Genomic DNA, 22,073 nt, shown 5'->3' with positions numbered 1-22,073 from the left:
GCTAACACCAAGTTGATATCAAGCTGGCAAGTTTATTCGGCCGCTCCGCGTTTAAATTTGGAACGGAACTTTCTTCTCTTTGAGATAGATATTCTTTGCGCCAATTATAGGCTTTTTTGAAGTGTCTGTAAATTCGAGGAAGTCCCCTCTTCACCCTCGAAAATACGTGTAGAGATCGGCCCCCTCCTCTTAGAGAATAAGCTACTTGGATAGACAGCGCTAAAATCATTTACCACACGTGCGAACGGGAAGTCAGACCAAATGCCGTGGTCAACAAGATATTCCATATGACGGCGATCCAAATTGTCGTATTCTTGGAACAAGGCATGATTTTGACCATCAAATTCAGTTGGTGTCACTCCAAAGCGATTACATAATTTAATATTAAATGCAGGTGCAGCCTTGACCCATTTCCCATCGATATACAACACAGCATAGCCATGATGGTGAAACACTTTATTTCCCCCCATTTTTTTCCTTAAGCCCTCAGAACAAAGGTGATTAACCACGTCAGAGAGACCGATCCCAGCAGGAATCCCCACCGCACGGGCTGATGCGATAAGCAAATTGGCCTTTGGTAAGCAAAATCCCGCTCCAACAGTAAGAAGATTGCTAGCATGGTAGACATGTCGATCGAGACTCACACGATACGGATCATACATTATAGAATCACGCACAGCGTAGAAAAGACAGACACTTTTCTCTACATTTGTTTCAGCATGCTCAACACACTTCTCTGCAAAGGACTTTACTTTTGGATTATCCCAGTCGAAAAATTCAGTCGGCTCCAGATATCGCTCCGAAAGCTCCGGCACTCCATCTTTTGTATGCTCCACCGAACATTCCTTTCCATAAATGCCATTAACTCAAAATCTTTACCTGAATTTCAATATAACACAAAAGCAAACAACGTAAGATAATGTTCAATTCCAAAATGGGCCAAGTTGACTAACAACCTTGAAAGCTAAACTGGCACCACTTGGCACCACTTGCCGCCAGTTGGCACCACTTGGTGACACTGAATGAAAAGACAAGGAACATCGAGGTTTATCTGAGGATTTGTGATGGCAAGACAGGCCCTATCGATCTCAAACACGATGCCTCTGAAGTCAATACACTGAAAAATATAGGTTTTTTTACTATCGAACATTTAAAGGTCTACTTAAATTGACCGATCTTCACTTTGAAAGTATCCCGGAATACCCGTTTATGGGCTGGCAAACATCGCTTCAAAAAACGGCACGAAAAGTCATGCAGTAACACTTTCGACGTTGTTAAAAATCACCTTCATTTTTCCATGCAGTAACATGGGGAGTCGGTATAGTTCCTACCGAAAAAAAAGTCATGCAGTAACACTTTGGAACATGCACAGCTTCCGGCATACAAACGAGCCGACTCCCCATCATCTGGATCACCTATAACTTTGGCCGATCTAATGACCATATCGGTCAATCACCTTCGTGATCGAGGTGGTCACTTTATCGTAATAGTTCTTCGCAACTTTCGGATTTTCGACAGCATAGATTCCGACAACGAAACCGGTAATCACGCCGACGACAGCACCGAACAAAATCATTTGAGATGCCCAGATGGTTACTTTGGTGATCCAATTCCGTTTGGCTTTGCCGGCCACCTCCACGAGTTTCTTGGTGATCCTTTTTTGTTTGGCCTGACTCAAACCGGAAAGGATCGAATCGATCTCTTGGGCATAAGCCCTACGAGTATCGATGTTCAAATTTTCCAGTTGGAGTCGATTATTTTTGGCAATAATCTGCGGTTCCTTATCGTAGTGATTGACCGGAGAGGTCTTGTACTTTTTGTCCAGATCCTTGAGTTGATCCGTAAGAGTTTTCTTGCTGGCCTCGGCATTTTTGAGGGCAAACTTATCGGCCCCCCCAGCTTTAAGTTCATCCAGAAAGAGTGTAGAGTCGGTCAAAGTCTTGAGTATGCGGAATTGCTGAATATGAGCAGTCGCCGGGTACAAGATTTTATTGGTATCAGGATTATAGGCGTCCCATAAGGTATCGCATCCGACCTCATCCACATTGAAATCCCGACACATATCGAGATAGACAAACATTTGGTGCATCACCATGAAAGGGGCAGATACTAAATTTTTCCAGTTTGCCCCCAGGTATTTGATATAGACCTTCTCCAATTTAGGGACCACCCTTTCGAGCTTACCCTGAATGGAAATTTGGACACCCAAGAAAGTAAAGTCCTTCGGGACGATCTTTTTGTAAAAGATGTTCCTGTCGGTAATGTAGATCCGATTAGGGTCTCTTTTTGGGGGAATAAATTTTGAGTGTGTAGAAATGATTTCCTCCTATTTAATTTTTAAAAATCCTTAAAAATATAAAAAATTCTTTTTAGATAGTTAATTGTAATTTTTTATTTTGAAATATGCCAATAGGTAAAATAAGAAAATATGATGTTATTTTAAAAAAACAGCCATTGAAATTATTAATAATACTTTTTGAGCAACCTAATTTTGAAAAATCACTAATTTTTTGAGATAAGTTTTAACTTTGGTGATTAAATCATTCTTCTGAAGTTAACTTTTACGCATTTTTGAGAGTGTTTTTTAATCTTTAAGTAAATTAGTTATTTAAAAAGATGTTCTCCACAGTGGATTAATAATTTAAATATTCTTTCTTTGATAACGGCAAGTTCTAGGAGTGTAATTAAAAAAATAATGAAATTTTTTGATTTTCAGTAAAAAAAACAATCTCCACGACTAGCACAAACAGGATTTGTGCCTCACAATGGATCATCAAGCGCTATCCAAAAAGTAAGTGCCGCTAGGTAATTTGATCCAATAGTGAGGGAACGTATGGACGACTTTTCTCAAAATGTAGTTGGCCGAATAATCAACGTTATTAAGCACCTTCCACCTCAGTACAGGGTGCATGAAGGGGAGGTCTATAAGAGGACTGTTTGGACCGAGTTTGTTGCGTGTGCTCAGCAAAACCAGTTGGGTGAAGAAGTCTTTTGCGTAAACATTGTCAAGGACGTCATTGCGGAGGGTTTAAAAAAACTCAGACCAGGTGAGATCAGGGCCGTAATGACAAACATTAGCCCAATTGGGAGGGCCCCTGTCGATTGTGCCTGTGAGTCTATTTTTGAACAAATCGCAAGGATTGCTGCTGCTAAGCGGTCCCAAAAACCATATGTCAGAGTCCGTGCACTGAAGGATTTAGATTTTTTGAAAAGGGCACTTTCTGATGACTGGAAAAGCAAGTGGGACTGGCTTGTACTTGATGAGTCTGGAAGAATTGTTTTTGAAGTTGATCAGAAATCCGAATGTAGAAAAGCGTGCAAGGGAATTTTGCAAGAGGCTATGCTGCCTCAAGTCATCGAGAAAGCAATAAATAAAGCCCAGCAAGCTACAGATTTTAAAGAAATAGTATCATTCGTGAAGGAATTTTATCGAAGCAAAAAGTTTCTGGAATCCAAAAAAGATATGGCTGGTTTATCCGAGGAGCTTGCTAATATCGACCCCGCATTATTTTTTTCATTTGCTCGTAAATCGATCCTGACCAATGATGATGCAAATGAATTTGTCGAGAGAGTATACAGTATCTTGACGAAAAAATGCCCTAATCGTGAGACTCCTATTGCTGAATTGCTACTGACTGTTGTTCGCCGCCTTTTGGGTGACCAGGATGCAGTTTATCCTCTTTTGTACGGCCCCCCAGGAACAGCCAAAACATTCATCCTTGAACAGCTTTGTGATGTATTCAATGAAGCAGGTATTAAGACAAATTATATCTTGCAGGCGATGACGCAGAATGGTGGATATTCTCTTCAAAACAATGAAGTGGCCATGAGTCTTCAAGGAATAAGCAGTAAATGGGGGACTGGCAGAAGTGGTCTGATTTATGCGAATTCCTTTCGGGAAGATGTCGATTTGACTCTGGTTGCTTTGGATGAGGTTGACAAGTGTGGACTGCAGGATTATCTGGTGACTTTGCTTGACCCACGGCAGCCGCTTCAGGACAGCTTTTGGAGAGAATTGGTACCAAGTATCGATATGCGATCAAAGGTATTGTTTTTCGCAACCTGCAACGATGTTGAGATTATTCGAAAGGGTGGCAAATCGGCATTGTGGTCCAGGATGACTCCGGTTGAAATGGATGGCTACAGTCATAAGGAAAGTATCGACCTTGTATCCAACCTGGTTGGGAATAGAACTGTTGCAGGAAAAGCTGCGTCACCAGATGAGATTTATAAAATAACTGCTCAGGTTGTCAATAAATATAGACATCGGTCTTTGCCAAGTATCAGGAGTTTGATTGATCAGGTGAATCGGCAGCTTTATGTAAAGCGATTCCCGTCTCTGAATAAAGTATTGGGCGAAAGTCAGAAAGAGTATTGTCTGGCCCCGGGTATTGGGTTTGGGGCACAATAAACTTTAGCTTTCACCTCTGATATTAAATATCATGACGAAATGAGACAGTTTTTCGGCCATTTTCTGCACTACACTTCCCCTCTTGTTGAAAGAAAGGTTAATTTTATTAGTTGTGACCAACTCACTATCAACTTTTGAGGTGGTTTGGCTCAGCGGGAGTGAGAGCTTCTTTTCGGATGTACTACATCAGCTCTCTAAGCTATTAAAGATCTTGGGGATGTCTTGGGTAGCCTCAAGAATCAAACGAAAGATGCAGTTGCTAAGGGCGGCTCATGGGGATGGGCGCAAACCAGTTGAGTGCAGATGAGTTTGCTGGAAAGGTCGCCCCGATTATCTATAGCCTTGCCTCTGAAGGCTTGAACCTGAACCAGATTGCAAAGGGGCTGAACAAGGCCAACATGCTGACTACGAGGGGGCGGGCTGATAGCTTGGCCCCTCTATGTCTTAACATCGATGTCGCCTCAACTGATGAAGGAATAGATAAGATACACACGCGCAGTCAAGGTTGGTGTCTTGCCGTCTGAGAATCGAAGCATACCGGAGGTCGGTCGAGACATAGGAGTTAATGATCAAGCAATCAGGAATTGGATTAAGCGGTATAAATCTGATGCTTTTGACGATGTGAACTAAGAAAGTTGCCCTCGTTTCATGGCGGGCAAGGAGATGTGTCAAATTCTTCTCGATGTTTCAGGACCGGATGAAGACGAGCGTGGTGGTTATCTGCGTGAGCGGGGAATCAACTCGGAACATCTCGTCGAATAGGACCAGGAGATGCGTTAGATAATGGTCAACAAGCCTGATCCAAAGGATCAAGAGTTTCGCGAACTCAAAAGATTTTCAGAGAGGACCTCAGCGAGAAGAAAATGTGTGGCGAAAACTCGTTTGCCTTGGACAGCTACTTTCTGGAAGATGAAGCTATTATCTAGGGCGCTCTTAGTCTACCCGACCCATCCAGCGAATTCGATAAAGACGTTATCATGGGCCAGGAGTTAGGACACCCGGTGAGTCGGCAGTTCTTCATTTTGCAACCGGGAGCAGAGAGGAAATACTTACAACCTGGCAGAACGGCTATCAGAGAGTGAGCGCTCTCAATGCATAACGTGCAAGTTGACGTTCATGACCTGGGCGGCGAGACGCGCCGTCGTTGCCGTCGCTTGCGCTCAAAGAGTCAGGAATACCAAAAGAAAAACCTCCTGCAGAATATCGCCAAGAAACGGACAATGCCGATCCACAACTGGCGATCGGCACTGAATCAATTTTCGATTATGTTTGAAGAACATATGCCATTTTTTTGGCCGGCGGGTTATTTACACAATCTTCTTTACGGGACCGCTCGTTGATTTGGATAATTACTGAACTTGTTCTGTTTTGCTTGACTGTCGTAATGCATTAATTTTACTAGAAAGGTTTGTCAATTTTCGGTATCGTAAAACATATAGCATCATGGAAGGGGTGGGCTTTGATGTTTTTTACTACTTGCTATCTCCAATTCCCCTTTCTAACTGATTAAATTCTTTAAGAACCAACCTAAAAATTATTCCAGTTGGCATATGTCAACTGGAGTTTTCATAAGCCGAAGATGATAGGAGCATTCGTTGGATCATATTTGGAGACTTTGAAGATTCAAACGGAGCCATAGAAAATTTTAGCTGCACCATAAGGTTAGCTTGGAGGGTTATATGCAGGAAAATATCTTCAGTCTCGCGAGGCTTATTCCTGATTTTTCAGAAATATTTAAAGGCAATATAGATACGCCTCATGGACTAAGTGCTTTTATTGTGGCGATATTAATTGTTCTTACTTTTGGCTTTCTCTTCTTTTCAATTTCGAAATATCTACAAGCTAAAAGGCATATCAATTTTTATACAAATTTATTGGATGGCATAACACAGGATGATTTAGCCAGTAGACAAAGGGATATCACTCAAAAAGCTCTTGAGCATAAGTACTTCGGTAAGCGATGGAAAGAATTTGATGAGACACTCGTTCTCTCGACAGACGGAGAGAAGCTTTATAATACTCTTGATGCAGAGCATTTTTTTAATACTTCGACTTTATCGCGTGGACTTACTGAGAATCGTTTGCTCGCAGCAGTTCCTGGTTTTTTGACAGCAATTGGCGTTATAGGAACATTTGCAGGACTTCAGATGGGCCTTGCTTCCTTGGAGCTTAGTCAAGACGCTGGCGTCGACGTTTTACGACAAGGGATTGGTAACATAATTAGTGGTGCTTCAATCGCTTTTTTAACTTCAGTGTGGGGTGTTTTTACCAGTGTAAGTTTTAATTTTATTGAAAAGTCGCTTGAAAGAGGCATCCGAAGGAGAATTGTTAATCTTCAAAATCATATCGATTATCTTTATCCACGTATTAACCCAGAACAATCGCTTGTCACCATAGCTGATTTGAATCGTAGTTCAAATGAGACACTTCAGGGTCTTGCAGAGAAAATAGGCGATCGACTACAAGAGGCTCTTGTTCAAACAACGAATTCTATACGCACTGGTTTGGAGGATAGCCTGAATCAAATTATGGCTCCGGCCATTCAATCTTTGGTTGATAATGCGCAAACGGGTTCACAGCAAGCATTGGAAAGTCTTCTGGACAGATTTCTTGCTGGAGTCGGTGATGCCGGGAATGCGCAGAAAGAGATGATGCAGAGTGCCTCGAATGATGTTCGCGCTGCGGTTAGCGATCTTGGCCAACAGATGACAGGGTTTCTTTCTCGCATGGATGAACAGTCTAGGCAGTCAGATTCAGCAGCAAGGGAGCGACAGCAGTTGCTTGAAAAGCAACTTGAATCTTTAGGTGCAGAGCATCAGGGCAGACAGAAAGAACTCAGCGCAACTTTTCAGACCATGTTTGAAAAGCTGGTTGGCCAATTGGGAGCGCAGCAGCAAACGGCTGATCTTAGAGAACAGACTCGGGCAGAGAAGTTGGATGAGCAATTAAATAGGCTGTCTGCTCGTAATAATGAAGTGGTTAATTCGATTGGGCAGAGTGTTAGTCGGCAACTTGAAGACCAGCAAAAAAGAGACGAAAAAAGACAGCAATACTTCTCTGAGAGTATCGAAGGGCTACAGTCATTACAAGGGGACTTAGCCGTTCGGGTCGAAAGTTTGATGTCTACTCAGCAGCAAACTTTCGACTCCATGCACCAGAAGTTTACATCTTTACAAAATCAATTTGAGGCTCTTTCTGTTGCTAATGGGAATGCTGGTAAAGAGATCTCCCAGGCTGCAAAAGAGATGCAAAGTGTTTCCAATCAATTGGGAATTCTTTCGATGAACATAAAACAAGCTGCTGAGAAATTGGGTGAGGATGTTTCTGCCGCTGCCAAGGCAACCGTAACTTTGGCAGAAGATAATCGTCTGGTTAGTTTGGAAATGCAGGATGCTTTGCAAGGCTATCAAGCGTTACGAAACGATATGTCTAAGTTGGTAGAGGACCTTAATAGTGCAACACAACATGCTGAAAGTGGATTTTCGGCTGTCCATAAACATCTCAATGCTTTCCAGCAGGCACTCAAAAATAACATACAAGAACTCGAAGACCAACTGCAAAAATTGATGAACAGTTACGCTGACCAAGTTCAGAGTCAGACAGAACAACGCCTTGGTGTTTGGAATGTAGAAACTAGCAATTATATATCTCAAATGACAAACGCTGCTCGTGCGATGGCGAATGTTGTCAATGAGATGGAAACAAAGTGTAGCGTCGCATGAGACGATCTGGTTCTGTAAGAAAATCAATACAGGTGGATGAAGAGAACCCTTATTGGATTTCATTCTCGGATATTATGTCTGGTTTGTTGGTAATCTTCATCTTGGCATCTTTGGCTTTAATTCTTGAACTTACACACACCAAAATGGAGGTCAATGATGCTATTCGAGAAATTGCCAAAGCCGAACAAGTGCGCAGGGATATTTTGCGTGAGGTTGAAACCGAGCTGAAAAATAAAAACATTCCAATAGAAATAAGCGACAATGAAACTGTTTTGCGAATCCCAGAAACCCTTTTGGCCTTTGAAACGAATCAATATCGAATTCCAAATACTAAGGAAGTTTCAGAATCAGTCCTTGAGATTGGTCGAGTTTTACATGATGCAATCTCTAAAAAAGAGCGGTGGAAGTATCTGGACACTATTTTTGTGGAGGGGCATACGGACAATCGTTGGAGTTCACGAAATATGGGCAATTGGGGCTTGTCCACATTTCGAGCAATTTCGGTGTGGAATTACTGGAACAAGCACCTTCCAGAAGAAGAAAGTCTAGAGCGCCTTGTGAATCATGACAATAGGCCTCTTTTCTCCGTGAGTGGATATGGAGAAACACGTCCGACACAACTTGTGCAAAAGACCGAGGAGGATTACCAAAAAAATCGCCGCATTGATATCCGTTTTACTGTACGCAGGCCGGCTCTTGAAGAATTCGAGAATGTTAGAAAGTTGATGGACAAGAATGAGCCTTAGAAAACTTGGACATATTTTGTTTGACCTCCCTGAATGGACTAGTGCTGATTTCGCTGTTATCAGGAAGAATCAAGAAGAAATTTCTAAGTTAGCATCCAGAGCTGCTAATAGCTCTGATCGTTTCAAAGATGCATGTCACTTGTTATGGCGACTTGCCAAAAATGGGCAATCCCATGCCATCTCCGCCGAAATTAAAAGCTCTATTGAGGTTCGAGCTCTTTCTTTTCTCCTCTGTAATGACATGTTTCTTGAGCATGTATCATTTACGAAAGAGCTGCTAGATAGTCTTTACAAGCCTAGCTCAAAACTTGGCAGGTTGAGCCTGCTGCAGTTAGTTGAGGCTTTTTTTAAGCAATTTGACAAGCTGGGGGAGGGAGAAGACCTTGAATATTTTGCAGGTTTGATTCGTTTTGAGCTGCAGCGTGTTAAGGGGAGTGATAGCTCTGATGAGTTGACTCGGCTAGGGCAACACCGAGACATGTTGTTTGCACTCAAGGGCCCAAATAATGTCGTTGATTTTGCACGCAAAAAAAAGCTAGATCTTGATCAGGCTCTTGACACACTGGCCTTGCATGGCTTTCACGGTGGCAGGTTTCAAGAACTTTGTCGCTATTATTATTACCTCGAAACCCTACGCGCACTTCCCGTCGGGAAAGATCACCCTGTCCTATCAGAAGTTTGCAAGTCAGATGTCTATAATGCTCCCTCAAAAGACGGTCGTCTTATGGGGCATGATATTCTCCAAATTCTTATAGATAAAGCGTCTCAACAGGAAATTTCAGACCCTTGGCGACACGTCATAATGACCATTGCTGGCGACCCACGTGTTCCTAAATCAAATCGCAGATATCAGCAATGGTGGTATCTTCTTGGAGAAAAACGCATTCAAAAGGTTAGAGGTTGGCTTTCTCGTGTCGATCTTCTCTTGTTTCTTGATATCCTTGAGGATTATGGCAGATCAACCGGGCAAGATGATTTAATAAGAATGTTTCCTGCTCGTAAAGCTTTTCTCGAAGGGCTTCATCGGCAAGGGCTTATTTACGAGTCTAGACTCTTTATTAGCAATAGTGCGGAAAGGTATGTCAGAAGGAAATACCAAAGACAGGACTTGCCTGAATACGCTAGGGTTAATGATTCCTACCGATCTATGATTTACCTTAAAGTTGGTGACTTTCACATAATCGAAGGAAGCCACAGCTTCAAATTTTGGATATTTAGGGATATCCCATCAGAAGCAAGCATTTTTGATTACGCAGTTAAACGATTTACAACTCAAGAGCTGAGCTCAGATTTAAAATACTTGAGTTTGAAAGAAGCTCCAACCTACGGGCAGAGACCTGTAAGTATTAGGCACAATCCTCATGGCTTTGCTTGGCAAGCAGAGGCCATTGCTGCGTTACGTCGGCTCGGGCTGCGTCTAGACTTAGAGCAATTATTCTCAGCCGCGGATTACCGTGGGTATAAAATGAGACACGGGCTTTAGCGTTATGGCAGTTTCCGATTTTATCAAAAATCTTATTTCTAAAAATGAGCAAGAGAAACGCTTCGAGTTGGTTATCGACCGCGATGGTCTGAACTTTGTATTGCCTAAGAGCGAGTTCGCACTTTGTGAAAAAGGCGAGGGTAGTGGCTGGTTGCTACATCAGTATGTTTGTTTGCAAATGTTGGAAGAGCAGGGTTTTGCTTATCGTATTGTAAATGGGTTTACTGTTCCTTCTGAGAATGCCGTTCTTCTTGAGCCAGATATTCACGCTCTTCTGGAACTGCCTCCCAGCTATCAGGGCCGTTTCGAAATTAAGGTCGATGGTCAAACCGGGCAAAGTGCTTTTTCTGTGAAGCTTATTCCGGTTTTACCCGGCGGTGATCGGGTTCCTCTCTACCAGTTAAAAGGTCCTTGCCTGCAACTCAGTGAGAAGGAGATTTTCCTTCTTAGTTCATCAGAGTTGACGGGCCTCCAAGCTGTTGAAAATCACCACAATCTTAGTTCGGAGGATAAGTCCGAACATCGAAACATCAACCTAGTTGGTTGCTTACAGCACTCTCAAAAAGAAGGCATGCAGGTTGATCTGGCACATTTTAATAAATTGAGAGTTGTTCAACCTGATAGCGTTGGCCTTACAGCTACGGAGCAGTCTGACGGTAGTCTCTTATTGACTCCCTCCTACGGAACAGGTGCGGCTCCTGATGATATTAACAATCGTCTGGGGCAATTGAATGGTGTAAATGATCTTGGCACATTGCGTATCAAGGATCAGATTGTGGTCCTTGACGAAAAACGCTTGCAAGCGACACAAGAAATATTAACCAATCAGAGAATACCGAAAAGCCAAGTCCAGGAATTTCTCAAGGCTCCTTCAGCCTTTATCGATGCCTCTCTGGTAGATCTTGATACCGGTTTTTCTATCAGGGTTAAAGGGGCAACTCGCTTTCAGTTTATGCAGTTTGGTGAAACCGATGCTTCAGGGATCGATTGGTTTCAACTCGGGTGCGCTCTCGCTGAGAATAGTAATGTGATCAAAGAGGTTGTCGTCAGTAAGGAAGATCTGGCGGCTCTGCGCGAAAAGATAGCTTCAGCTCAGAAGCAGGGAGCTGAAATCGTTACCTTTGAAGGCAGAGTGATAGACATCTCGGACCCCTTAACGGTTGAAAAAACTTTAACTGAAATCGAATCCACGTTAAACGATGCGCAATTACCGCACCTCGAAGAGAATGAACCGATTGTAGAAAAACCAGAAGCTAAAGAAGAGCGGTCGACCGTTTCACTCGATGAAGTTACAGATAGCAGTGACAATCTTTTGAAAATCGCAGAAGTGTCTGATTTTTCTGGCCAGATAGACTTCGCTGCCTATTTACGCCAGCCATATCCCCATCAGGATGAAGGCATTCGATGGATGCTCGGTTTAGCTAATATGGGTTTTGGCAAGGATATTCAAGAGGTTGGAAGCATTCAGGGCGCATTATTGGCTGACGATATGGGTTTGGGGAAAACCTATATGGCTTTGGTCGGCATCGGTGAATATTACAATCGAATAAAAGATAAGGGGTTAACCGAAAAGCCAGTATTGATCGTCGCGCCTCTCAGTCTCATTGAAAATTGGGAAGATGAGGTCGCCAAGACTTTTGCAAAGAGTCCTTTTCGCGACATTGTTGTTCTGCAGTCTGGTCGTGACCTCAATAAATTCAAGATTAGCGGTGCCCAGCCAGAAACCCGGCAAAGTCTAGGTGAGCAGGAACTGCTAGATGCAGATGCCATCCGATATGCATTGAAAATTGGCAAGACTTATGGTGCTGACCGTCTTGATATGCCACGTAGGCTGGTTTTGGTGACCTATCAAACGCTACGTGATTATCAGTTTTCCATGTGTCGAGTTGACTGGAGTGTGGTCATTTTTGATGAGGCTCAGAATATCAAGAATCCCAATACCCTTCAAACTCGTGCCGCCAAAGGTCTTAAAGCACATTTCAAATTGTTGGCGACTGGAACCCCAGTGGAGAACAGTTTAGCCGATTTTTGGTGTTTGATGGATACGGCTCAGCCGGGGTTGCTAGGAACCTGGGCGCAGTTTCGAGACCAATACGTTCGACCAATCAACCAGGCCTCTGTCGAAGAGCAGGCAAAAGTTCGGTTGGAGGTTGGTCAACAACTGCGGCTGAATGTCGGCAAATTCATGTTGAGACGTCTTAAAGAAGACAACTTAAAAGGTTTGCCTGCCAAGAGAATTTACACCGGTGTGCCAGTTGATTCTCAGGATAATTGGTCCTATTTGCCAGAGATTGCCAGCCAGATGCAATCCCAGCAACTAGCAAAATACGATGAAATTATAGAGAGCTACAATAGCGAACGACAAGCAAGTCAGGGACGTGGTCAAGCGCTTGGTGCACTAATGCGGCTCAGAGAAACTTCATTGCACCCCAGTCTAAGCGATGAACAAGGGTTGTTTTCCAAAACCAGCAAAGAAGCGATGAGTATCCTCTGTCGTTCAGCCAAATTGGAAAACCTGGTTGCAATGTTGGAAATGATCAGACGGCGACAGGAAAAAGTTATTATTTTTGTGATGACCAAGAAACTGCAAAGGTTTTTGAAGATTTGGTTTGAGCAAATTTTTGCAGTCAAAGTCAACATCATCAACGGTGACACCAAAGCAGTAGCCAGTAAAAAGGATTCGCTTACACGCAAGGGAATTATCGAGAATTTCGAAAGCCAAGCAGGATTTGCAATTATTATCATGTCTCCGGTCGCTGCTGGTGTCGGTTTGACGGTAGTCGGAGCCAATAACGTTATCCACCTAGAGCGACATTGGAACCCTGCCAAAGAAGCCCAAGCAACAGATCGTGTCTACCGAATTGGTCAAAAGAAGGACGTAAATATTTATCTACCTGCGTTGCATCACCCAACACTGACTTCTTTTGATGTCAATCTAGACAGATTGTTGCAGAAGAAAATGACATTGAAAGATGCGGTGGTTACTCCTCAGGCAGTGACTGCTGAAGAAATGGAAGGCCTGTTTGTCCAGCCGGTTAACTGAAATACCCTTGTCGCTCGGCGATGGATATGACGTAGCAAAGGGAAGCTTATAAATGTTCTGGAAAAAAAAGCAGAATAAGAGCCTCACTGGTCATCTTGAAAAAGAGAACAGAAGAGTTCCATCTCCAGAGCAGAACCTTTTAAATCTCAGCATACGTCGCCAGATACTAGATTGGAAAGATAAGCATTCCACTCAAGTCGAAATGCATTTACGGCGGGAGCTTTCCACCCTATTGAATGCAATGGACAAGGAGTTGGATAAGTTGAGTTTGCTTGAAGGAACCTTCAGGATTAAAAAGATTACAAACGAGATTATACGACCTATGTATGAGAGCTGGGCCTTACAGGAAAGTAGTTATCTGATGCGTGAGGCACAGGCTGAGTTACTGTTAATTAAGGATGTTGCTATAGAGCAAGCAAATAATGTAGGAGATATTGAGAATCCATATAACGGCGGTTACATATTGGATGCCTTTTCTGCTACGACCTTAAGTGTGATTGGTCTTGCTGTTATACCCACTGTCGCGTCTACTGCTGTTGTCTCTACAGGGGGGGTGATGGGCTTGTTAGGGATAACGACAGTTAGCTTCCCGGTCTTGCTGACCGGTTTATCCATTATTGCGATATCAGTTTCTATTGGTGGAGTCAGGATGAGAGGCGTAAAAAAGCGCGCCATCAAGCGATATCGCGAGAAATTACATAAGTTGATCTATGAGACAGTTCTTAGTGATCCTGATAACAGTAAATCCTGTCTATGTGATCAGTTACAGAATGTTATTTTTCAAACCTGTAATGGCATTATAAGGGAGATAACTGCGTGACAGGACCTATCCCATTTTATGTTCCGAATGAATTTGCCGCTGGTATTGCAAATCATAGTCTAAATCGTGTCGGCACTCTGATAAAAGATGCGAGCAGCGGCCGAATTGTCGCCCATGTTCAGGAGACTGGGTTAGCACAAAAAGTTGTTGGCAGTGCCATCAACATTCCCTTTGCTCCGCTATCTACAGTCTCTTCCGTTGGTGCAAATATACAATTGACAGTGCTTCAGAAGATGATGGTGACTATGCAGATTCTGCAGTATGCAAGCCTCGGCGCGACCCTCGTCGGTATAGGAGTTAGCGTTGTTGGTTTCAAGGTCATGGTTGGCCGATTTAATCAAATGCAGTCACAGATTGACGATCTGGCCAACACTATGAATCAGCAGTTTCGAGACCTTGAAGCACGCAGTTTGAGAGAACATCAATCCCGCGCTGTTTCACTATTTGACGAAGCTGAAATAGCGAGTTCCTTCTCTAGCCCGAGAACCGAATGGATAAGGCTTTCTCATTCCTTGGCAGAAGAAGCCGCCTTTTACCGCGGGGAGGTTGAGTACCAATTATCCTTACCGCAATTCAATAATCGAGCATTTCTGCCTCTCGTTCAGTTATACGCCGGATGTAATTCCGCTCGCGTTAAATGTCTTATGTTGGCCGATGAGCTGTCTGCTGCACAAGAGGTCTCTTGTTTAATTGCTGATAAATACAACGCGTTGTTTGATCCCTTATCACCCATTACTCTAGCAAAGAAATTTGTGAAAGAGGAGGGACCAGATCTGAAAGAGGCAGCCAACACAGACCATGCGCTAAGAGAAAATTTGGAGCGGACCACACCATTGATTGCAAGTCTAAGAGATGCTCAAGAAGCCGCACAGACGAGGCCAATGCTGATAGATACCTTGATCAAAAAGGGCATTTCAGGCAGAGATTTTATAAAAAGGTTAGAGAGTGAAAAAGAGCAACCAATCCTCTGCCTGGTCCCATGAAATAGCCGGGTTTAAATTGTTATTCCAAGGTTGCCAGTAAAAATACAAATCAAAATCGCTTTTAAAAATAACGAAATTAGACGTTTAAGTGATACTGCTCAAGAAATACATTGAAGGAAAGAAATGACAATTAGAAAAGTAACACTCTCCCAACTAGAGCAATATTTGTCGAAAGCCGCGTGGATTTTAAAAGGTCCAGTTGATGCATCTGACTTCAAGGTCTATATCTTCCCGCTATTGTTCTTCAAGCGGATCTCTGATGTTTACGACGAGGAATATCGAGTCGCGCTTGCGGAATCAGGAGGTGACGTCGAATATGCCTCTCTGCCGGAGATGCATCGCTTTGAGATCCCGGAGGATTGTCACTGGCAAGATGTGCGGGAGAAGACCGTCAATGTTGGCCAGGCGATCGAGCATGCATTGCGTGGCATCGAGCAGGCCAACCAGCAATATCTCTATGGAATCTTCGGTGACGCTCAATGGAGCAACAAGAACAAGCTCTCGGATCGGTTGCTGATCGATCTTATCGAACACTTCTCTCAGTATACGCTGGGCAACGAGAATGTCGATCCCGACATGCTCGGCAATGCCTACGAGTACCTCATCAAGCACTTCGCTGATTTGACCAACAAAAAGGCGGGCGAGTTTTACACGCCGCGTTCGGTTGTCCATCTGCTTGGCCTGATTCTCGACCCGCATGAGGGCGAAACGATCTACGATCCAGCTTGTGGTACAGGCGGTATGCTGTTGGAGTGTGCCGGTCATCTCAAGGACAACAAAGAGGATTACCGGACACTCAAACTGTTTGGCCAGGAGAAGAACCTGACTTCCAGCGCAATTGCCCGGATGAATATGTTCCTGCATGGGATCGAGGACTTTCAAATCGTTCGTGGTGATACCCTGCGAAATCCGGCCTTCTTTGAGGCGGACGGCTTGAAGACCTTCGATTGTGTCATTGCCAATCCCCCGTTCTCGCTCAAAAACTGGGGGTCAACGACCCCTATGGTCGGAACATTGCCGGTGTGCCGCCTCAGGGGAACGGCGACATGGCCTGGGTGCAGCACATGGTCAAGTCGATGAATAGTACGGGCCGGATGGCGGTCGTGTTGCCGCACGGAGCGTTGTTCCGAAAGGGGGCCGAAGGAAAGATCAGGCAAGCTCTGCTGGAGATGGATCTGCTTGAGGCCGTCATCGGTCTTGGTCCAAATGTCTTCTATGGAAGTCAGCTCGCCGCCTGCGTCATGGTCTTTAAGCAGAACAAGGAGCCGGAGAAAAAGCGGAAAGTTCTCTTCATCGATGCCTCTGAGCAGATCTGGGTGGGTCGGGCGCAAAACTATCTCGAACCGGAGCATGTGCAGCAGATCTTCACCTGGTACCGGAATTACGCCGACGTTGAGAACTACGTCAAGGTCGCCAGCATGGATGAACTGAAGGAGAACGATTTCAACCTCAACATCCCGCTTTACGTTGAGAAGATCATTGAGGACGACCTGCCGAGCGTTGAAGAGGCGATGGCCGATCTGAAGCAGGCCTGGCAAGAGAGCCTTGTGGCGGAAGAAAAATTTAAAACGATATTGAACGGGTTTATCTCATGAAAGAGCTACAGTCGCTAGACGACGTCTTCAATAAGAGAATATTCAGAATCCCAGATTACCAACGAGGTTATGCGTGGGGTGAAAAACAACTCATAGAGTTCTGGGAAGATTTGGTGAGCCTCGATAAACATCGGTCGCACTACACTGGTGTCCTATCAATAAAAAAAGTGCCAGAAGATGTTTGGTCATGTTGGCATGAAGAGAAGTGGTTGATCGAAGGTAGAAAATATACGCCGTTCTTTATCGTTGATGGGCAGCAACGCGTTACCACGGTGTCCATCTTCCTACAATGTCTCATTGATGCGGTAAGCAGGCACCCCGATCATAAGGGTATGAACAAGAGAGATATCTATCTTGGGGCCTATGGCATCGATGAGATAATTGAAAAATATATAGTCATCGATGAACCAAAGCACCGCACAATTAATACATATAAGTTTGGCTATGAAGTAGACAACCCATCCTTCAAGTTCTTGCGGCACCGCATTTTTGATGAACCCAATGAGGGGACTCTTGGCGAAACTTTTTATACCCTCAATTTGGAAAATGCGAAAAAGTTCTTTGCAGATAATATAGCCACATACGTTGCTAAGAACGGACTAGGTGCCCTCGAAATAATCTACGAGAAATTGACACAGAGATTTCTATTTAATCTCTATGAAATAGATGACAATTTCGATGTTTTCGTTGCCTTCGAGACTATGAATAACAGGGGGAAGAAACTTTCTGATTTGGAGTTGCTAAAAAACAGACTTATTTATCTAACAACACTTTATCCACCAAATGAAGTGGCTGAAGACGTTAAAGAGTCGACTAGAATCAAGATTAATGAAACATGGGGTGAGATCTACAACCAACTTGGACGGAATAAAAAATCCCCACTAAATGATGATGAGTTTCTTAGAGCGCATTGGATTATGTACTTCAAGTACAGTCGAGTTAAAGGGAATGATTATATTCGCTACCTTTTGGACGACTACTTTTCGCCCAAAAGGATATACGAGAAACTAGAAGTCAGTGTTAGTCATGTTGACCACGTTGAGGAACTGATTGATGACGTAGATTTTGAAGATGACGAGGCCGTAGAGACAGAGGTTAGCAATAACATTCGCTCAAAACGGTCTATTAATGAAATTTGCGCATATGTAGATAGCCTGAAGGCTTCCTCCAAGGTATGGTATTCTACTTTTTTCCCGGCAGAAAGTAATGATCTCACTAGTGAAGAACAAGTGGCGATGGACCGTATTAATCGCGTTAAGATTGCCTACTTTAGGCCCTTGATAATGGCAGCGCTGATTCAGTCGAAGCCCGGGGACTCGGATAGGCTCCAACTTCTGAACGAAATTGAGAGGTTTATTTTCATCTGTTTTCGCATGTGCCGCACTCAAGCAAATTATGGGAGTAGTCACTTCTACCGATCAGCAAGGGGGGTCTACCTGGGTGAAAAATCGCTTGGGCAGGTAACGCAGGAACTCATTGAGTCCCTGGAATGGGCATTTGAGGACGATGATGTTTTGGCCGTAAGTTCTTTTGACGATTTTATATCGAAAAAATTTAAATCGGATGGTGATGGTTTTTATGCCTGGAATGACTTGAAGTATTTTCTCTTTGAATACGAAGAGGAGCTTAGGAAATCTAGGGGGAAGGCGAAGCTGGGGTGGAGCAACTTCGTGAGGAATCCAAAAGATAACGTTTCAATCGAACATATCTACCCCCAGACCGCAACCGACAAATACTGGTCACAGAAATTTAAAGGATATTCAAAAAAAGAAAAAAGATGTTTGCTTGGATCTCTCGGCAATCTTTTAGCGCTGTCGTCCAGTATTAATTCCAGCCTGCAAAACATACCGTTTCCAGACAAGAAGAATGCAGAGAGGTGTTCCGGAGATAAATTGACAGGTGCAGGGTACGAAAATGGGTCCTATTCTGAGTTGGAAGTAGCGAAGAACAAAGATTGGACGCCGCAGAGTATTAGGGAGCGAGGCTTGAGAATGTTGGGCTTTATGGAAAAGAGGTGGCGGCTAAAGTTGGGGGCTGAGGAAGATAAGTTGGCTCTGCTGCATTTGTCTTTTATGGATGAAAAACAACGATCAAGGAAAGCTGGCTAGCAATTACAATCATGATGACCCAACAAGAATGATAGCCGACAGTGACCATTCTGTGACTGAGGTGGCCAGAGATCTGGAGATCCACTCCAACACGCTGTATAAATGGCTTCAGCAGTACAGCGAGAATCCCATGGAGGCCTTTCCAGGCAAAGGAAAGCAAGCCTCCGAAGCGGATGAACTTAGTCGTCTCAAGCGTGAAAACCAACGATTGCAAATGGAGCGCGACATCCTAAAAAAAGCAATGGCCATCTTCTCCAACGACCCGAAGTGATCTTCCAGTTTATGCAGCAGCATCAAGGGGAATTTCCTATCGCGGTTATGTGTGATGTTCTGTCAGTCTCTCGCAGTGGCTATTATGCTTGGCTGAAAAAGCCTGAGTCCAAGCGGCAACAAGCCAACAACAGACTGCGCCAGAAGATCCGGACGATCCATCGCGACAGCGATAAATCATACGGCAGCCCCCGTGTTTATCGGGAACTCAAAACGCAGGGGGAATCCTGCAGCGAAAATCGTGTTGCCCGTTTGATGCGAGAAGATGGCCTACGCGCGAAAACCAAGCGACGCTTTAAGGCGACCACCAACTCGGAGCATAATTTGCCCGTCGCACCGAACCTGCTGGATCGGAACTTCTCACCAGAAGCACCGAACCAGGTCTATGCGGGCGACATCACCTACATCTGGACCTGTGAGGGCTGGCTTTACTTGGCGGTGGTCATCGACCTGTTTTTCCAGGTTGGTTGTGGGCTGGGCCATGCATAAACAGATGACCCGGCAGTTGGTTATGAATGCCCTGACGATGGCGGTGCAAAGGCGCAGACCGTCCTCAGGTGTCATCTTTTCATTCTGATCGCGGCTCACAGTATGCCAGCGGCGACTTTCAGAAGCTGCTGACCAAGCACGGCATGCGTTGTAGCATGAGCCGCAAGGGCAATTGTTGGGACAACGGTGTGCCACGAACACCGTAAGGTGATGCTCTGCAAGAGATGAGAGTTTGGCCTCTCGGAATCGGGTTGCAGGACCGGGTTCCAAACCACGCCGAGCTGCCAAGGTAAAAAGTCTTGGTGGTGAGCGTCGGCGAAAAAGGCGTCATAATAGGCGTCAGGTGTGAGATAGGAAGACGAACGCGAGTGAACTACTGATGACGCATCGAAAAGCAATTCAACCGACATCAAAACCGAGCAGCGTTGTTGGCTCGGGACAAGTCCAGACGCAACCTGTTTACGGGCTGGGCGGTGTCCGGTGTGGAGGTGGCGTGATCCTATTTCAGGCTCTTGCAGGGAACGTGGGAACCTGTCGCTTCGATGCTAAGGGAGAAATCCGAAGGAGTAGCTCTCCGAAGGAAAAGAGTACCAATGCGAAGCACAGGGACGGAGTAGCCCGTAGTAGCGTTGAAGCAGCCGAAAGGTTGTGGAGCAAAGGGGCTGCGTCATCCGGTCGGATTGATATGTCAACCCGTGAGGGGAGGAGCGTATGAATTCGGCGAAAGCTTTTACCATACCAAAGGCTCTTATCTGGGATGCCTACCAAGATGTCAAGAAAAGTCGAGGTGGCTCCGGTGCCGATGGGCAAACGATGGAGGATTTTGAAGGAGACCTGAGGAATCAACTGTATAAGATCTGGAATCGGATGTCGTCAGGAAGCTATTTACCCCCACCCGTTTTGCGGGTAGAAATACCCAAGGCAGATGGGGGCACAAGGCAACTTGGGATACCGACAATTGGTGATCGGATAGCTCAGGCAGTAGTCAAGAGGTATCTGGAACCACAGGTAGAACCGTATTTTCACGAAGACTCCTATGGGTATCGACCTGGACGATCCGCTTTGGATGCAGTAGCAAAGGCTCGTCAGCGTTGCTGGCGCGATAGTTGGGTTCTTGATCTGGATATCAGCAAGTTTTTCGATACGCTGGATCATGAGCTTGTCATGCGCGCCGTAAGGCGCTTCACCTCTTGTAAGTGGGCTCTACTTTACATCGAGAGATGGCTGAGAGCAGATGTGGTGCTAGAGGACGGGACTTTGCTACACCGAGACAATGGAACGCCGCAAGGCGGAGTAATCAGCCCTCTGCTCGCGAATATTTTTCTGCACTTAGGTTTTGACCAGTGGATGAAGGAGCAATATCCTCACATCCACTTTGAACGATACGCTGATGATATTGTGGTGCATTGTCGGTCACTCCAGCAGTTGGAAATGATCAAGCAGAAGATTGAACTTCGTCTGGAACTATGCAAGTTGCGATTGAATCCTGAGAAGACACGTGTTGTTTACTGTAAGGATTCCAATCGCTCAGAAGACTGGCCTTGCTATAGTTTTGACTTCCTGGGCTATACGTTTCGGCCGCGCTCCGCACGTAACAAAAGGGGAGAGTTCTTTGTCAGCTTCAGCCCTGCCATCAGCCAAAAGTCTGCACACAGACTAAGGCAGGTAATCAGGCGGAAATGGAAGCTTCAAGGGAAAACACATTTGAGCTTGGAAGATCTGCTTCAACGAATAAACCCTGTGGTCACGGGTTGGGTCAATTATTACGGAAAATTTTGCAGATCAGCTCTTCACTCCGTTCTTAACCATGTCAATATGGCATTGGTAAAATGGGCGATGCGAAAATTCAAACGACTTCGGCGGCGGAAAACGCGCGCACATGCGTGGCTCAAAGGAGTTGCCCGTCGAAGCCCGCAGCTATTTTCGCATTGGCAGCATCAAAGCTGGATGACAAGAGCCGTATGAGTCGAGAGGCTCACGTACGGTTCTGTGAGAGCGTAGCGGTGAGATTCCTCTGCGCTACTCGACCCCTGGTTGAAAGTTTCTTTGGCAGTTTGAAGCAGGAACTGGTATTTCATCAAAACTATTCGACCCGCTCCCATGCTCGACAGAGTCTCTTTGAATACATCGAGCGATTTTATAACCGCCGTCGCCTTCACTCAACTCTGGGCTATACCCGGCTGATTACGAGGCGACCTATTTCAAAGTTGTAGCTTAACCCGGTGTCCACGAAACCGGGGGAACGTCAGCTGGACTGTTGTATGAGTTGTAAATAGTCCTTTAGCTGAACTGGTTTTCGAGAAAAGGTTTTGCGTCAAATGGCCATTGTGAAGCCTGCGGGCTCCTCAGTAAAATGCTTGATTTTGGGTATAATTGTGCGGTTTCTCAATTCTTGTTTTTTTG

General features: G+C 44.7%; 13 protein-coding genes and 3 pseudogenes. 14 read left to right on the top strand and 2 right to left on the bottom strand.

Going from position 1 to position 22,073, the window contains the following annotated elements:
* Nucleotides 1-104 precede the first annotated feature (104 nt).
* The gene (locus tag N909_RS0107930) at nt 105-836 is read right to left on the bottom strand and encodes a transglutaminase-like domain-containing protein (RefSeq protein WP_051689602.1); all 732 of its coding nucleotides are present in this window, start codon (nt 834-836) and stop codon (nt 105-107) included.
* 596 nt (nt 837-1,432) lie between these two features.
* The gene (locus tag N909_RS0107925; RefSeq protein WP_155005896.1) at nt 1,433-2,158 is read right to left on the bottom strand and encodes a hypothetical protein; all 726 of its coding nucleotides are present in this window, start codon (nt 2,156-2,158) and stop codon (nt 1,433-1,435) included.
* Nucleotides 2,159-2,833: 675 nt separating this feature from the next.
* On the opposite strand from N909_RS0107925, the gene N909_RS0107920 reads away from it, so the two are divergent.
* From N909_RS0107920 to N909_RS25220, 14 genes and pseudogenes are all read left to right on the top strand, one after another.
* Entirely contained in the window at nt 2,834-4,411 is a 1,578-nt protein-coding gene (locus N909_RS0107920; protein WP_029913843.1) for an AAA family ATPase, read from the top strand.
* A gap of 480 nt (nt 4,412-4,891) precedes the next feature.
* Nucleotides 4,892-5,041, top strand: a complete 150-nt coding sequence (locus tag N909_RS26550) for a transposase (RefSeq protein ID WP_425415850.1) — start codon at nt 4,892-4,894, stop codon at nt 5,039-5,041.
* 461 nt (nt 5,042-5,502) lie between these two features.
* Complete coding sequence (locus N909_RS0107910) at nt 5,503-5,751, top strand: hypothetical protein (RefSeq protein WP_029913835.1); 249 nt, start codon at nt 5,503-5,505, stop codon at nt 5,749-5,751.
* A gap of 339 nt (nt 5,752-6,090) precedes the next feature.
* On the top strand, nt 6,091-8,133 hold the full coding sequence (gene zorA / locus N909_RS0107905; RefSeq protein ID WP_029913834.1) for an anti-phage ZorAB system protein ZorA: 2,043 nt from the start codon (nt 6,091-6,093) through the stop codon (nt 8,131-8,133).
* Nucleotides 8,130-8,879 carry an OmpA/MotB family protein gene (locus tag N909_RS0107900; protein WP_029913833.1) on the top strand — a complete coding sequence of 250 codons (750 nt, stop codon included), beginning with the start codon at nt 8,130-8,132 and terminating at the stop codon, nt 8,877-8,879. Before zorA ends, N909_RS0107900 begins: the two co-directional genes overlap by 4 nt.
* Nucleotides 8,869-10,362: an EH signature domain-containing protein gene (locus N909_RS0107895; RefSeq protein WP_029913831.1), complete on the top strand. Its 1,494-nt coding sequence runs from the start codon at nt 8,869-8,871 to the stop codon at nt 10,360-10,362. Before N909_RS0107900 ends, N909_RS0107895 begins: the two co-directional genes overlap by 11 nt.
* A 4-nt stretch (nt 10,363-10,366) precedes the next feature.
* Nucleotides 10,367-13,405, top strand: coding sequence for a DEAD/DEAH box helicase (locus tag N909_RS0107890; protein WP_029913829.1), 3,039 nt, complete (start codon nt 10,367-10,369; stop codon nt 13,403-13,405).
* A 52-nt stretch (nt 13,406-13,457) separates the two neighbouring features.
* Entirely contained in the window at nt 13,458-14,225 is a 768-nt protein-coding gene (locus N909_RS0107885) for a hypothetical protein (RefSeq protein ID WP_029913827.1), read from the top strand.
* Complete coding sequence (locus tag N909_RS0107880) at nt 14,222-15,208, top strand: hypothetical protein (RefSeq protein ID WP_029913826.1); 987 nt, start codon at nt 14,222-14,224, stop codon at nt 15,206-15,208. Before N909_RS0107885 ends, N909_RS0107880 begins: the two co-directional genes overlap by 4 nt.
* A 123-nt stretch (nt 15,209-15,331) precedes the next feature.
* A pseudogene (locus tag N909_RS23740) lies at nt 15,332-16,803 on the top strand (type I restriction-modification system subunit M).
* On the top strand, nt 16,800-18,911 hold the full coding sequence (locus N909_RS0107870; protein ID WP_029913825.1) for a DUF262 domain-containing protein: 2,112 nt from the start codon (nt 16,800-16,802) through the stop codon (nt 18,909-18,911). The pseudogene N909_RS23740 and the gene N909_RS0107870 overlap by 4 nt, the downstream one beginning before the upstream one ends.
* A 28-nt stretch (nt 18,912-18,939) precedes the next feature.
* A pseudogene (locus tag N909_RS26545) lies at nt 18,940-19,855 on the top strand (IS3 family transposase); the annotation flags it as partial.
* A gap of 526 nt (nt 19,856-20,381) precedes the next feature.
* On the top strand, nt 20,382-21,635 hold the full coding sequence (gene ltrA, locus N909_RS0107855) for a group II intron reverse transcriptase/maturase (protein ID WP_029913820.1): 1,254 nt from the start codon (nt 20,382-20,384) through the stop codon (nt 21,633-21,635).
* 68 nt (nt 21,636-21,703) lie between these two features.
* Nucleotides 21,704-21,888: pseudogene (locus tag N909_RS25220) on the top strand (IS3 family transposase); the annotation flags it as partial.
* Nucleotides 21,889-22,073: the final 185 nt, after the last annotated feature.

The sequence above is a fragment of the Pelobacter seleniigenes DSM 18267 genome, from assembly GCF_000711225.1.
GTDB classification, from domain to species: domain Bacteria; phylum Desulfobacterota; class Desulfuromonadia; order Desulfuromonadales; family Geopsychrobacteraceae; genus Seleniibacterium; species Seleniibacterium seleniigenes.
Note: the sequence above shows the minus strand (reverse complement) of the source record. Positions and strands in the feature narration are given on the sequence as shown.